The following is a 14,020-nucleotide window of genomic DNA, read 5'->3' on the forward strand; positions in this document are numbered from 1 at the left end:
CTAGGGCGCGTTCCACCAAGATCCACCGGGGCCACCGAAGGGCAGCTCGACCATCTGTACGCCCAGGTCGTCGACCTGGCGCAGGTGCCAGCCGTCCTGGAGCATGAGCATCGCTGTGGCCGGGCGGAAGACCAGCCACAGCCAGCGGCCGGCGGCCTCGCCGACGACCACCGAGCGCTCCCACTCCTCGGCGCCGTTGGTCCACTGGGTGATCGGCCACAGCGGCACCAGCTGCCGCTGCCCGGCGACCCGGACCTTCGTCGTGGGCGGTCCGGTGCAGGCGTCGATGCCGGGGTCCGGTCCTTCCGTACGCGCGCACCGCGCGCCCAGCCCGACGCCGGCTTCCTCGGTGACGACGGTCATCTCGACCGGTCCGTCGTCCGGGGTCACCCCCGTCAGCGTGAGCAGCGTCGCCGAGCCCTTGGCCTCGTCGCTGACAACCGCGAGGTCGGCGATCGACCAGCCCGACTCGACCGGCCAGGGAACGTAGGTGGGCACGTCACCGGCCAGCGAGAGGACCTGCACCAGGTCCTCGTAGGAGGCCACGTCCGAACGCCACATCGGCGTCACCACACCGTGCTCGGGACACGACTTGCTGCCGCCGGCACCGATGCTTGCCACCGGAGTCGCGCAGCGTGGACAGCCAACCGCAAGAGCCACCCCCTAACGGTGACCCGTGCCATCCGTCTGGTCAAGCCGTCCGGTCACGCGTCCGCGGCTTGTTTCGCGCGCGTGCGGGTGATTGCCCACTCGATCAGGTCGGCGAGCGCAGCCACCGCGTCGTCGGCCGCGTGGCCGGACTGAGCGAACTCGCCGGGCGCCCACTGCGGGACCGTCTCGGGGCCCCACCCCGGGCGAGACCCGACGGTGGCCCGCTCGAGCAACCACCCCCGCAACGGTACGTGGGTGGCGGCCGCCACCGCCGCGATCCGGTCCTCGGTGACCGTCGACGGATCCGTACCGCTGACCTCGACCGGGGTGAGGTCGGCCCAGTCGCCGTGCAGGACGACGCCCTGACGCTGCAGTGCGGCGACCTGCTGCCGTGCGCTCCTCTCGACCCACGGCGCGACCCGCAGCCCGAGCCGCTGGTCCTCGACGTCGAGGTCGCGCATGAGCCGCTTGGCGAGCACGTGCTTGCGGAGCCGGATACCGGCCGGGAACCGCAGACCCCGTCGCTCGAGCTCCAGGTTGAGGCGGCGCAGCACGTCGGCGCGTACGACGCCGAGGGAGGCGTTCCGCGACATCGGCGTCGAGACGTCGCCGAACCCGAAGCCGATCACCTCGCCGAACCGCTCCAGGAGCACCTCGGACGGACCTCCCGGTGGGGGCACGGTGACCACGTGCACCGGCCCGGCGACGCTCCAGCGCTTCGCGATCGCCGCCGCGTCCTGCTCCTTCCAGAACCGGTTCGTGCTGGTCATCAGGTCGGGCAGCGACCACCGGGGCCGCGTCTGCCTCGCCGACGCGAGGAACTCGGGCCAGGTCCACAGCTCGCCGTTCTGCACCACCTCCTGCCACATCGCCGGCAGGTTGCGGTTGAGGTCGCGTACGGAGACCACGATCTCGACGGAGGCGAAGGACCGGGCGACCTCCTCGACCACAGCGGCACCGGCCGGGGCGAGCAGCTCGGCGGAGACGACCGCGGTTCCGGGCCAGGCGTCGATCTCCTCGACGAGCCTGCCCCAGGACCCGTCGATCGAACGGTCGCCAGCCAGCGACCGCGCCCGGCCGCGGGCGTCCCAGACCGCGTCGACCTGTTCTCGCCAGCTCTTTCCCGGGACGAGTATGCCGAGTTCACGCAGGTGTTCTCGATGCGCGAAGAGCGCATGTTGCAGGGACGTGGTCCCTGACTTCATCGTGCCGACATGGACGATCACACGACGTGCCACAACTACCCCTTCCAGCGGCCGCGGGATGGTACGGCCGCCCTCCAGAGGTAGTGATCCAGCCTGTGCGTTCGACCCGGGCCGGCTATGGAGGGGCTATGTGTTCCAGCTCTTCAGGACCGGCTGCCCGTGGTAAGCATCCAGCAGCGAGACGGTCGCGGTGTCCAGCCTGAAGAGCCGTCCTTCGGTGACCGGGAGGCCCAGCCACACCGCGGCCAGGGCGCACAGCGCGTGTCCGTGGGAGAAGACCAGGGTGTCGCCGTCGCGCTCGCGGGCGGCCGAGACGACTCGGCCCAGCCTCTCCTGGACGGCGGCCGCGGCCTCTCCCCCGGGCGTCTTCGCGGTCCACAGGCTCCAGTCGGGGTCGGTGCGGTGGATCTCGTCGGTGGTGATGCCCTCGTAGTCGCCGTAGTCCCACTCGACCAGGTCGTCGGTGACGACCGCGTCCGGGAAGCCCGCGAGCTCAGCCGTACGCAGCGCCCGCTGTCGCGGGGAGGTGAGCACGGCGGCGTACGTCCGCTCGGCGAGCCGGGACGCGAGCTCCTTGGCTGCCTCCTCCCCCTCGGGCAGGAGGGGAAGGTCGGTGCGGGAGGTGTGCCGGCCGTTGAGGGACCACTCGGTGGTGCCGTGCCTGACGAGGTAGAGGGCCATGCCCCCATCCAACCAGCCATCGGCCCGGCCGAGTCCTCAGGCCCGAGTGATGAACCGGTTGACCTCGCGGACGAACAGGTTGGGCGCGAGATCGGCCGCCGTCGAGAGGGCCCTGGCCGGAAGACCGACGGTGGTGTGCACCTTCGGCAGCCGTCCGCGCAACCCCTTGCGCGGCTGCGCCATCTCCCAGACCTGGTCGGCGACGTCCTCGACGGTCAGCCGGATACCGAGAGTCTCATGAGAGGCGGCGGCGTTGCCGTCGAGCAGCGCGGTCTTCACCCACAGCGGCCAGACCGCCTGCACCCGGATGCCCTCCTTGCGCCACTCCAGCTCCAGCGCCTCGGTGAGTCCGCGCACGGCGTACTTCGACGCGCTGTAGGAGGCGATCTCCGGCTGCCCGTAGATCGCGCTCGCGCTGCAGACGTTGATGACGCCCGAGCCAGGGGTGGCCCGCAGATAGGGGTACGCGGTGTGGCAGCCGTTGATCACGCCGTTGACGTTGATCTCGATGGTCTGGTGGTGCTGGGCCAGGTCGACCTCGGCCAGGCGCCCGGCGCGCAGGATGCCGGCGTTGTTGACCAGCAGGTCGAGGCGACCGCCCGCGGCGGTGGCGAACTCCTCCAGCGCCGCGTTCCAGGACGCGGGGTCGGTGACGTCGAGCGCGCCACCGATGGCGTTGTCGGAGCCGAGGAGACCTGCCGAAGCGGAGCCCGAGGCAATCGACTGGGCGACGTTCCTGGCGAGCTCGGCGTCGATGTCGTAGACACCGACGAACCAGCCCTCGGACGCGAACTTCTCGACGATCGCCTTGCCGATCCCCTGGGCGGACCCGGAGACGAAGAGAGCTTTCTTGCCTGCCATGACGTACGTCCTTACACGGGGATGAGCGCCCAGTAGTCGAGGTCGAGCAGCACACCGGGGGCGTACTTTCCGTCCTCGCCGCGCAGCGTCATCGACTCGTCGCGCCCCTTGGTGGCGACCAGTCGCAGCCGGAGCGCACCGACCCCGGGGGCGTCGGTCTCGGCACGGTCGAGCACCTCGGACCAGGCGTAGACGGTGTCGCCGGCGAAGGCCGGAGAGGTGTGGGCGCCGGCGTTGATCCCGGCGATGAGCTGGGCGTTGGCGAGGCCGTTGAACGAGAGCGCCCGGGCCAGCGAGATGATGTGGCCGCCGTAGACGAGGTTGCGGCCATCGGGCCGTGCCTCGACGTTGAAGTGCACCTTCGCGGTGTTCTGCCACAGCCGGGTCGCCTGCTGGTGCTCGGAGGCGGTCAGGGTCACCCCGTCGACGTGGTCGATCTTCTCGCCGATCTCGTAGTCGGCGAGCCGGTGCGGCTCACCGGCGGCGGTGAAGTCGTACGCGGAGAAGTCCAGGCCGTTCGGCACGATCAGGTTCTTCGGGTCCACCACCGCGGCCAGCTCCGGGATCACCGTCTCGGGGGCGGCAGCCTCCTGGTCCCGCTTGTGGACCATCACCCAGCGCGCCCAGTCGATGGCGACCTCGCCGCGCTGGTTGGTGGAGGTCGAGCGTACGTAGACGACGCCGGACTTGCCGTTGGAGTTCTGCTTGAGACCGATGACCTCGGACTTCGTCGAGAGCGTGTCGCCCGGCACCACCGGCTGGTGGAAGCGGCACTCGGCGTAGCCGAGGTTGGCGACCGCGTTCAGCGACACGTCCGGGACCGTCTTGCCGAAGGCGATGTGGAAGCCGATGAGCTCCTCCACGGGGTGCACCCCCAAGCCGACGGAGGCCGCGAAGGCGGCGCTCGAGGGCACCGCGAAGCGGGTCGGGTAGAGCGACCCGTACGCAGCCCGGTCGCCCTCGGTCACCGTGCGCGGCGTGGCGTGCTCGATGACCTGGCCGACCGAGAAGTCCTCGAAGAAGTTCCCGGGGTTCGTCTTGCTCATCTGCGGCCTCTCGTCGGTGAGTCTGGCGGTGCGTTGATTACCGGACGGTAACCTAGTTCAGACGATCCCGTGGAGGCGTTCCGGGATGCGTAACAGCGGCTGGTTGCGGAGGTTGTCGATGTGGCCCGGGCCGACGGCGCGGTGCACGCCGTCCTCCTCCCGGACGAGCCTGGCCGGCAGTACCGAGGCCGGGTCGAACTCCTCGACATCGGCGCTCACCGAGGCGGTCGCGGCGGTCAGCAGGCCGGCGAGATCATCACCGGACCTTCCCCACGAGCTGCCCTTGCCGCGGCCCACCGCCTTGGCGAGCTCGTTGCGGCGGTCGGCCTGTCGTCGCAGCAGATCCAGGTCGGCGAACTTCATGTGGAGCATGAACAGCCCGGGATCGGGCACGTACGGCGCCTTGATCCCGTGGGAGGCGAGCGTCCATGCGGCCGGCACCCGTTTGACCGACGGCTTGCACATCAACGACGCGAACTGGGCGTACGACCGCTGGCCCGTGATCGGCTTGCCGCTGACCAGCGGCCCCTCGACCGCGGTGTGGTGGACGATGTTGAGGGCGAAGGGGGCGATCACCCGCTCGGGCCGCCGGGACAGGTAGTCGGACAGGTTGGCGTACTTCGCCGGGTCCGGGACCAGGAACTCGTCCACGTCGGTGAAGATGACCACGTCGTAGATCCCCAGGAGACCGTGGGCGACCCCGCTGGCCAGGCCCATCCGGCCGGCCTCGAAGTTGCCCTTCCGGAAGCCCGGCAGGCGCTGGACCGTGCACGCGAGGTCGTCGGTCGAACCGTCGGTCGAACCGTCGTCGAAGACGATCAGGTTCTCGTGACCCGCCGCTCGGCCGTAGTGGTCGACCCATCGAGCGAGCATCTCGCCCTCGTCGCGGGCGATCGTGAGCACCGCGATCCGTGGCAGCGCGGCCGACGTGCCACGTGCCTCCTCGGCGAGTCTGCGACGACGGCGCAGGCTCCAGCTGCTTGACAAAGAGTTCCCCCGAATATGTGTGTGTTGAGGTCCTACGTACGGACCAGCTCCTCTCGCCGGACGGACCACTCCACGAGGTCGGCCAGGGCGGAGACGGCACGTGCCGGGGCCTTGCGGCCCTCCCCCGGGTCGACGGCCTCACCAGGGATGGTCGGGTCGGCGAGCTTCTTGTCGAGGTCCGTACGCAGCGCCGCATAGGAAGCGACCGCGGCGTCTCGAACCTGCTTGTCGGTGACCTTGCGCGGGTCGATCCCGTGTACGTCCACAGGGGCCAGGTCATCGAGATCCCCGTGGATGGTCGTGTCCAGGCCGCGCAGCTCGGCGGCCTGGTCGCGGGTGAACCCCGCGGTCCAGCGCGGTGCCTGGAGCCCGATACGCGGGTCGTCGACCGTCAGGTCCGGCATCAGACGCTTGCCGAGGACGTGCTTGCGCAGCCCCATCGCCGCCGGATAGGCCAGGCCACGCCGGTCCAGCTCGGCGTTGAGGCCCCTGAGCACCTCGACGGTCGCGGCGCCGAGGGAGGTGTTCTTCGGGGGCGGGCTCTGCATCCCCTCGGGGTCGAAGCCCATCGCCGCACCGAAGCGCTCCAGCAGCAGGGTCGCCGGGCTGCCCGGCGGCGGCACGGTAACCAGGTGGAGAGGTCCTGCCTGGCCCCAGCGCCGGGCGATGGCGACCATGTCCTGCTCGGCCCAGAACCGCTTGCCGGGCCCGGAGCGACGGCGCTCGGGGGAGCCCGGACGGCTCTTGTTGACCGCGGCGAGGAACTCCGCCCAGGTCCAGTCCACGCCGTTCTGGACGAGCTCCTGCCACATCGACGGGATCTGCCGGTTGATGTCACGCAGCGAGAGCACGATCTCGGGAGTCACACCCGCGAAGCTCGTCGCCACCCGCTCGACCGTCTCGGGCCCGACCGGTGCGAGCAGCTCGACGGAGATCAGCGCAGTGCCGTCCCAGGCGTCGACCTCGGCGACCAGACGGTCCCAGGCTCCGGCGACCGAGTTCCCCTGCGGGTGCTTCCGGCGGCCCTTCACGTCGAGGACGGCCTCGATCTGGTTGCGCCAGCGCGTGCCGGGGACCAGGAACCCACGCTCCGCGAGGAGAGCCTTGTTCTTGTACAGGGCACCCTGCAGGAACGTCGTCCCCGATTTCATCGCCCCGACATGGAGCACTACGCGGCGCGCCAACTTCTCGTTACCTCTCGACCAGACCTACCCGACACCCCCGAGGGGGCATCGTAGCCTCAGGAGCCGCCGCCGCCCGCCTTCCGGCGGTGCATCTTCGGTGCGCCACCCACTACCTCGGACCCGTGCGCCTTCTCCTTGGCGCCCGCACTCTCGGCGTGTGCGTGGTCGTTGTTGTTCTTCTTCTCCAGCGCCTCGCGCATCTTGGCTTTGAGATCGTCGTTCGTCATCGCTCTCCCTGAATCGGCGTTGCTGGATCGTTGGTCGGGTTGACCCCAACCTACGACAACGACCCTGCCGAAACCATCGGTTTCGGCAGGGTCGTCGGTGCGACCGCGAAAGCGCAGGCTCAGCTTCTGTAGTCCTTGAGCAGCGAACGCCCGATGATCATCTTCTGGATGTCGCTGGTGCCCTCACCGATCAGCATGAACTTGACCTCGCGCATGATCCGCTCGATCTCGTACTCCTTGGAGTAGCCGTAGCCACCGTGGATCCGGAAGGAGTCCTCCACGACCTCGTTGGCGTACTCGGAGGCGACCATCTTGGCCATCCCGGCCTCCACGTCCATCCGCTTGCCGGTGTCCTTCAGACGCGCGGCACGGACCATCATGTTGTGGGAGACCTCGACCTTGGTGCCCATCTCCGCCAGACGGAACAGGATGGCCTGGTGCTCGGCGATCTTCTTGCCGAAGGTCTGACGCTGCTGGGCGTAGGCGATCCCGAGCTCGAAGCCACGGATCGCCAGACCACACGCACGAGCGGCCACGTTGACGCGGCCGACCTCGACACCGTCCATCATCTGGAAGAAGCCCTTGCCCGGGGTGCCACCGAGGATCTGGTCGGCCGAGATCTTGTGACCCTCGAAGATCATCTCGGTCGTGTCGATGCCCTTGTAGCCCATCTTGTCGATCTTGCCGGGCACCGTGACGCCCTGAGCGGTCTCGCCGAAGCCCGGGGTCTTCTCCACCAGGAAGGTGGTCATGTTCTTGTAGACGCTCTCGGCGCCCTCGTCGGTCTTGGTCAGCACCGCGACCAGCGTGGAGGAACCACCGTTGGTCAGCCACATCTTCTGGCCGGTGATGCTGTAGGACCCGTCCTCGAGCTTGGTCGCCTTGGTCGACACCGCGCTCACGTCGGAGCCCAGACCGGGCTCGGACATCGAGAACGCACCGCGTACCTCGCCGGTCGCCATCCGCGGCAGGTAGTTCTGCTTCTGCTCCTCGGTGCCGTGCTGCATCAGCATGTAGGCCACGATGAAGTGGGTGTTGATGACGCCGGAGACCGACATCCAGCCGCGGGCGATCTCCTCGACACACAGCGCGTACGTCAGCAGCGACTCACCCAGACCGCCGTACTCCTCCGGGATCATCAGCCCGAAGATGCCCAGCTCCTTGAGACCCTCCACGATCTCGGTCGGGTACTCATCGGCGTGCTCCAGCTCCTGGGCCACCGGAATGACCTTCTCGTCCACGAACTGACGGACGGTCTTCAGGATCTCTTCCTGGATGTCGGTGAGACCTTCGGTCTCGGCAAGGCGACCCATGCTTCACTCCTACTCTCGGTGGTCGAGCCTGTCGAGACCACCACGACGTGTCACTGCGGCAGGTTACCAATCAGTAACCATCAGTGACAGGGTGACTCCCACCACATCGCGATCCTACGTCCCTCAAACCCGCCGTCCGACTGCCGAGAAGAACGGCTTGAAGAGCTTGTCGTACGACGCCTTGGTGACGCTCACGTAGCCCGACCGCTTCCCGGTGCCGGCCGAGGTGGACATCTGGGTGCTGGAGCTGAACGCGAACGCCGGGGTGGCACCGGTCCTGCTGATCAGCAGCACGGTCGCCCGCAGGCCGGCGCGGTCGTATCCGTCCGGTTGCCGCACGGCCCAGCTCTCCTTGTCGACGTCCTTGCCGAGGACCCGCTGCAGCGATCGCATCTCGGCGGTGGTGGTCCGCTCCGCGGTGACGACCTGGACCCGCGCGCCCCGGGACTTGGCCCGCTTCAGCGCCCGGAGCACCTTGCCGTTGCTCAGCACACGGGTGGCCAGGTGGACGACCTGACCGCGTTTGGTGCTGTTGATCGACTTCAGGACCGTACGCAGCACGCTCTGCTCGTCGGCGGCACTCAGTCCCGGGTCGGTGACCACGACACCCGGCCCGAACCTGACCCGGGAGGAGCCCTCGGTGGAGGTGACCGGGAGCGGCGAGAAGTCGACGCGGACCGCGTGGTGGTCGGACTCGAGCCCGAAGGCACGCTGGTTGCCGGTGGCGAACCGCGCGATCCCGCGAGCGAGCACGTAGTCGATGGTCGAGGCCCGGCCGTGCGTGACCGGGGCCTGCTGGGTGACGTCGTAGCTGGGGATCAGGTGCTGCGCGGCGAAGATGTCGCTCGGGTAGCGCGAGCCGTCGTACTGCACGTTCAGGTCGCCGCCGACCATCACCGGGCCCCGTCTGGCCAGCGCCTTGACGAGCACGTTCAGCGCGCGGGCGGAGGGACGGACCAGGTCGCCGTAGTACTTGGACTTGGGCGCGAAGTGCACCGCGACCACCGAGACGTTCCGACCCGTCGCCCGGTTCTCGAGGGTGACCCAGTTGGCGTACCTGATGCCCCAGTGCAGCCGCTGGTCGGCCGACTTACCGCGCTTGTTGCTGATCTGGTGGATGCCCTTCGAGGTCGCGGCCCACTTGTCGTTGTCCCAGGCCACCGCCGTCGCCGACCTGTACGGGTCGCCCCCCTTGCGCCAGGCGCGGTAGCGCCCCGGCTCGAGGCTCGCGCTCCGGCGGCCGTTCACCTCGTTGTAGGTGATGAAGTCGGGCGCCGTGTCGATGACCTCGCGTACGTCCTTCTTGAACCTCGCCGTGCTCATGCTGGCCCTGATGTTCGCCTGGACCATCCGGTAGCGCGGTGGCGAGTAGGCCACGGTCTCCAGGTCCGTCGCGGACGGCGCGGACGAGTCGCGCACGGCGACGAGGGTGCCGCCGGCGAGGGCGAGGACGAGGCCCACGGAGAGCAGGGCGCCGGCCATCCGGCCCCCGAGAGACCTGGCATTGGTGTGGGTACGCATCCGTTCGGGCCCCTTTCACAGCAACAGCGACCGATCACGCTGGTCACATTGACCACTTTTGTAACACAAGCATCAGCCGAATCCCGGTTTCTGCTCCGACACGGTTCGGATAGCCCATCGAATCTAGGATCCGTGCCGCCGCGTGAGCGCCGAAGCGACCTCCTGCGGGCTATGCCATAACGTGGGTCCGTGAGCACCTCGCCCAACCGCGTCTACGCGGCACGCCTGGTCGGCCTTCCGATCTTCGACCCGCTCGGTGAGCAGGTCGGCAAGGTGCGAGATCTCGTGGTCACGGTCAGATCCGACGCCCGGCAGCCGCGCGTGCTGGGCCTGGTCGTCGAGGTCTTCGGGCGCCGGCGCATCTTCGTGCCGATGACCCGGGTGACCAGCATCGACTCCGGCCAGATCTACACGACCGGTCTGCTCAACATGCGCCGCTTCCAGCAGCGGTCGACCGAGACCCTGGTCATCGGCCAGATGTTCGACCGGCAGGTCACGATCCGCAGCACCGGCGTGTCCGGGACGGTCTACGACGTCGGCATGGAGCAGGCCCGCAACCGCGACTGGCTGCTCTCCCGGGTGGCCGTGCAGGAGCCCTCCAAGGGCCTGCGCCGCCGTGGCCAGACCCATGTGGTCGAGTGGGACGACGTCGAGGGCCTGGCCCGCCGCTCCCCCACCCAGGCCGCGACCCACCTGGTCCAGGCGATCCAGGAGATGCGCCCGGCCGATGCCGCGACGATGATCCACGAGCTGCCTCCCGAGCGCCAGCGGCAGGTGATCGCCGCCCTCGACGACGAACGGCTCGCCGAGGTGCTCGAGGAGCTCCCCGAGGACGACCAGGTCGCCATCGTGCGAGCCCTGGACTCCGAGCGTGCCGCCGACGTGCTCGAGGAGATGTCACCCGATGACGCCGCCGACCTCATCGCCGAGCTGCCCGAGGAGACCGCGACCCTGCTGCTCGAGCTGATGCAGCCCGAGGACGCCAAGGACGTCCTGCGGCTGATGTCCTACGAAGAGGACACCGCCGGCTCGATGATGACCCCCGAGCCGGTCATCGTCGGCCCCGACGCGACCATCGCCGACGCCCTCGCACTCGTACGCAACCCCGACCTCACCCCGGCCGAGGCGTCCGTGGTCTACGTCTGCCGTCCGCCGCTGGAGACGCCGACCGGCAAGTTCCTTGGCATCGCCCACATCCAACGGCTGCTGCGCGAGCCTCCCTCGACGCTGGTCGCGGGCGCGCTCGACGAGTCCCTGGAGCCGCTGCGCCCCGAGGACAGCACCGAGCAGGTCGCGGCGCACCTGGCGACGTACAACCTGGTCGCCGCTCCCGTCGTCGACGAGAACGGCCATCTGGCCGGCGCCGTCACGGTCGACGACCTGCTCGACCACCTGCTCCCGGAGAACTGGCGTGAGAACCTCGCCCGCCAGGAGTCGGCGACCGAGCCCCGTCCCGACACCCGTCCCGACACCCGCCCGAACAAGGTGATCACCCCCGAGATGGTGCGCCGTGGCTGACGCACGCGCCGCCCGCGGCCGCCTCGACACCCCGCGCGAGCTGCGCCGCCCACTCGTCAAGCGCCCCGCGTTCCGCGCCGACTTCGGCTCCTTCGCCGAAGCGTTCGCCCGCTACATGGGCACGGCCCGGTTCATCGGCTGGATGACGATGGTCGTGCTGATCTGGGTCGCCTGGAACACCCTCGCGCCCCGCGAGTGGCGCTTCGACCAGTTCCCGTTCATCTTCCTGACCCTCGCGCTGAGCCTGCAGGCCTCCTACGCCGCCCCGCTCATCCTGCTCGCCCAGAACCGCCAGGAGGACCGCGACCGCGCGCTCGCCGAGCAGGACCGCCGGATCGCTTCCCAGTCCAAGGCCGACATGGAGTTCCTCGCCCGGGAGACCGCGTCGCTGCGGATGGCCCTCGGCGAGGTCGCCACCCGCGACTACCTCCGCTCCGAGCTTCGGCTGCTCCTCGAGGAGCTGGATGAGCGTGACCGTCACCGAGGTCCGATCGACCAACCCTCGGGCGATGCTGGAGACTCCCCACGCACGACGTAGGCTTGCATACCGTGAGTAGCCCGCTTCTCGACCGTGTCAACGCAGCCCTGGCGACCGTTCAGGACCCGGAGATCAAACGTCCCATCACCGAGCTGGGGATGGTCGACTCCGTCTCGATCGACGACGCAGGCGTGGTCAGCGTCAAGGTGCTGCTGACCGTCGCCGGCTGCCCGCTCAAGGACACCATCAACCGCGACACCACCGCGGCCCTCGAGAAGGTCGACGGTGTCACCGGCGTCGACCTCGAGCTGGGCGTGATGACCAACGAGCAGCGCACGGAGATGCGCAACGGGCTCACCGGCGGCCAGGCGCAGCGGGAGATCCCCTTCGCCCAGCCGGGCTCGCTGACCAAGGTCTTCGCGATCGCGTCGGGCAAGGGCGGTGTCGGCAAGTCGTCGGTCACCGTCAACCTGGCCGTGGCGCTCGCCCAGCAGGGTCTCAAGGTCGGCATCGTCGACGCCGACATCTACGGCCACTCCGTGCCCGCGATGCTGGGCGTGGCCGACTCCCGGCCGACCCAGGTCGATGACCTGATCATGCCGGTCCCGACCGCCTCAGGCGTCTCGGTGATCTCGATCGGGATGCTCAAGCCGCGCCGTGACCAGGTCGTCGCCTGGCGCGGCCCGATGCTCGACCGGGCCCTGGTCCAGATGCTCTCCGACGTCTACTGGGGCGACCTCGACGCGCTGCTGCTCGATCTGCCCCCGGGCACCGGCGACGTGGCGATCTCGCTGGGCCAGCACCTGCCCAACGCCGAGATCGTCGTGGTCACCACCCCGCAGGAGGCTGCCGCCGAGGTGGCCGAGCGGGCCGGCACGATGGCCGAGATGATGCACCAGCGCGTCGTCGGCGTCGTGGAGAACATGTCCTGGCTCGTGCTGCCCGACGGCTCCAAGATGGAGGTCTTCGGTTCAGGCGGCGGCCAGCGGGTCGCCGAGACCCTCTCCCAGCGCTTCGGCTCGAAGATCCCGCTGCTCGGTCAGATCCCGCTGGAGCCGACCCTGCGCGAGGCCGGCGACGCCGGGAAGCCGATCGTCGAGTCCGACCCGACCGCGGAGTCGGCCAAGGTGCTGGCCGAGGTGGCGCGTACGATCTCGGGCCGCGGCCGCGGGCTCGCGGGCATGCAGCTGGGCCTCACTCCCACCTCCAAGCTCTGAGCCTGTAGGTTCACCTCCGTGTTCGGCATCGGCTTCGCGGAGCTTGCCGTCATCGTCGTGATCGCCATCCTGGTCTTCGGGCCGGACAAGATCCCCGACATGGCACGGCAAATCGCCCGCCTCCTCCACCAGGTGCGCAACCTGGCCAACAACGCGCGAGACGACCTGCGCGGAGAGCTCGGGCCCGCCTACCAGGACCTCGAGCTGCGCGACCTCGACCCGCGTCGCATCGTCAGCAGACAGATCCAGGAAGCCCTCGCCGACATCGAGGAGGAAGAGGCGCGCGCCAAGGCGCCGAGGCCTCTTCTGGCCGGCGAGAAGCCGCCCTACGACGACCAAGCGACGTAGCCCGTCCCTCCAGTCTCCTTTTGTCACAGGAGAACCTTCTGTTACTCGTCGGTTTAGAACCACGAATAACGGGTAAGAGAAGGTTGCCTGCGTAGAAAGGAGTTTGCGCCCATGAGCGCTCTACCATCTCGGGACCCCGATCCTGCAGCGGAGCCGGATCCACAACGTCCTGCCGAAGTACCCCTGGCCGATGTCCAGGGCATGCTCGCCTTCGACCTACAGCCACGCCTGGACCCGCCGCAGCCGGACCGTAGCGGCCAGGACGACGGCCGGCTGGCCGAGCCGATCCCCATCGTCCCCGCCCGCGGTCATCTGAAGGCCTGGATCCCGCAGTTCGCCCAGAAGATCGCAGAGGTCGTCGGCGGGGACCGTCCAGCGAGCCAGCTGATCCGCTGGACGACCAAAGAGGTCGTCGCCGACCTGCGTTACCGCGCCGCTCTCACCGCCCGTAGCGGAGCCTACGAGCCCGGCCTGGGGCGCCACCAGCCGGTCCGCCCGCGCGTCTATCGCTGGCACCTTCACATGGTCACCGACACCATCGTCGAGGCCACCGTCAACATCAAGTTCGGCCATGGCCACCGCGCGATGGCCCTCCGCTTCGAGCAGAGCGGCGAGAACTGGATCTGCACGGTCCTCAACTTCGGACCGTACGAATGACTCATGTGGAGTCGAGCGGGTGTGGGGGGGGGCGGGGGCGGGGGGGGGGGGGGGACCCCGCAACGCGGGGGCGCCGACAAGGCGAGCGCCCAGGGGGCCGCGGCGGCGCCCCCCCCCGGCGGGCCG

General features: G+C 69.2%; 15 protein-coding genes. 5 read left to right on the forward strand and 10 right to left on the reverse strand.

The features are described 5' to 3' along the window. The 10 genes from ACFV9G_RS02540 to ACFV9G_RS02585 all read right to left on the reverse strand — a co-directional run bounded on the left by ACFV9G_RS02540 (nt 1) and on the right by ACFV9G_RS02585 (nt 9,676). Nucleotides 1–660 carry a DUF6758 family protein gene (locus ACFV9G_RS02540; protein ID WP_378724613.1) on the reverse strand — a complete coding sequence of 220 codons (660 nt, stop codon included), beginning with the start codon at nt 658–660 and terminating at the stop codon, nt 1–3. A gap of 44 nt (nt 661–704) precedes the next feature. Continuing rightward, entirely contained in the window at nt 705–1,889 is a 1,185-nt protein-coding gene (locus ACFV9G_RS02545; RefSeq protein ID WP_378724614.1) for a hypothetical protein, read from the reverse strand. Between the two features lie 93 nt (nt 1,890–1,982). Continuing rightward, the gene (locus tag ACFV9G_RS02550) at nt 1,983–2,537 is read right to left on the reverse strand and encodes a histidine phosphatase family protein (RefSeq protein WP_378724616.1); all 555 of its coding nucleotides are present in this window, start codon (nt 2,535–2,537) and stop codon (nt 1,983–1,985) included. 36 nt (nt 2,538–2,573) lie between these two features. Continuing rightward, the gene (locus tag ACFV9G_RS02555; protein WP_378724618.1) at nt 2,574–3,398 is read right to left on the reverse strand and encodes an SDR family oxidoreductase; all 825 of its coding nucleotides are present in this window, start codon (nt 3,396–3,398) and stop codon (nt 2,574–2,576) included. Between the two features lie 11 nt (nt 3,399–3,409). Further along, the gene (locus ACFV9G_RS02560) at nt 3,410–4,444 is read right to left on the reverse strand and encodes a MaoC family dehydratase (protein WP_378724619.1); all 1,035 of its coding nucleotides are present in this window, start codon (nt 4,442–4,444) and stop codon (nt 3,410–3,412) included. A gap of 57 nt (nt 4,445–4,501) precedes the next feature. Beyond that, a complete protein-coding gene (locus tag ACFV9G_RS02565) occupies nt 4,502–5,431 on the reverse strand; it encodes a glycosyltransferase family 2 protein (RefSeq protein WP_378724620.1) in 930 nt (309 codons plus the stop codon). A gap of 32 nt (nt 5,432–5,463) precedes the next feature. Then, nucleotides 5,464–6,615, reverse strand: coding sequence for a hypothetical protein (locus ACFV9G_RS02570; protein WP_378724621.1), 1,152 nt, complete (start codon nt 6,613–6,615; stop codon nt 5,464–5,466). A 56-nt stretch (nt 6,616–6,671) separates the two neighbouring features. Next, a complete protein-coding gene (locus ACFV9G_RS02575; protein WP_160146661.1) occupies nt 6,672–6,842 on the reverse strand; it encodes a DUF5302 domain-containing protein in 171 nt (56 codons plus the stop codon). Between the two features lie 119 nt (nt 6,843–6,961). Beyond that, entirely contained in the window at nt 6,962–8,155 is a 1,194-nt protein-coding gene (locus tag ACFV9G_RS02580; protein ID WP_378724623.1) for an acyl-CoA dehydrogenase family protein, read from the reverse strand. Nucleotides 8,156–8,278: 123 nt separating this feature from the next. Then, complete coding sequence (locus tag ACFV9G_RS02585) at nt 8,279–9,676, reverse strand: endonuclease/exonuclease/phosphatase family protein (protein ID WP_378724625.1); 1,398 nt, start codon at nt 9,674–9,676, stop codon at nt 8,279–8,281. A 189-nt stretch (nt 9,677–9,865) separates the two neighbouring features. On the opposite strand from ACFV9G_RS02585, the gene ACFV9G_RS02590 reads away from it, so the two are divergent. The 5 genes from ACFV9G_RS02590 to ACFV9G_RS02610 all read left to right on the forward strand — a co-directional run bounded on the left by ACFV9G_RS02590 (nt 9,866) and on the right by ACFV9G_RS02610 (nt 13,894). After that, the gene (locus ACFV9G_RS02590; protein WP_091052639.1) at nt 9,866–11,194 is read left to right on the forward strand and encodes a magnesium transporter MgtE N-terminal domain-containing protein; all 1,329 of its coding nucleotides are present in this window, start codon (nt 9,866–9,868) and stop codon (nt 11,192–11,194) included. Further along, a complete protein-coding gene (locus tag ACFV9G_RS02595; protein ID WP_378724627.1) occupies nt 11,187–11,732 on the forward strand; it encodes a DUF1003 domain-containing protein in 546 nt (181 codons plus the stop codon). Before ACFV9G_RS02590 ends, ACFV9G_RS02595 begins: the two co-directional genes overlap by 8 nt. 11 nt (nt 11,733–11,743) lie before the next feature. Continuing rightward, the gene (locus tag ACFV9G_RS02600; RefSeq protein ID WP_378724629.1) at nt 11,744–12,889 is read left to right on the forward strand and encodes an Mrp/NBP35 family ATP-binding protein; all 1,146 of its coding nucleotides are present in this window, start codon (nt 11,744–11,746) and stop codon (nt 12,887–12,889) included. A gap of 18 nt (nt 12,890–12,907) precedes the next feature. Beyond that, on the forward strand, nt 12,908–13,237 hold the full coding sequence (locus ACFV9G_RS02605) for a sec-independent translocase (protein ID WP_355021999.1): 330 nt from the start codon (nt 12,908–12,910) through the stop codon (nt 13,235–13,237). 111 nt (nt 13,238–13,348) lie between these two features. Further along, complete coding sequence (locus tag ACFV9G_RS02610) at nt 13,349–13,894, forward strand: Rv3235 family protein (protein ID WP_378724630.1); 546 nt, start codon at nt 13,349–13,351, stop codon at nt 13,892–13,894. Nucleotides 13,895–14,020: the final 126 nt, after the last annotated feature.

Source organism: Nocardioides sp. NPDC059952, from assembly GCF_042730435.1.
Lineage (GTDB): Bacteria > Actinomycetota > Actinomycetes > Propionibacteriales > Nocardioidaceae > Nocardioides.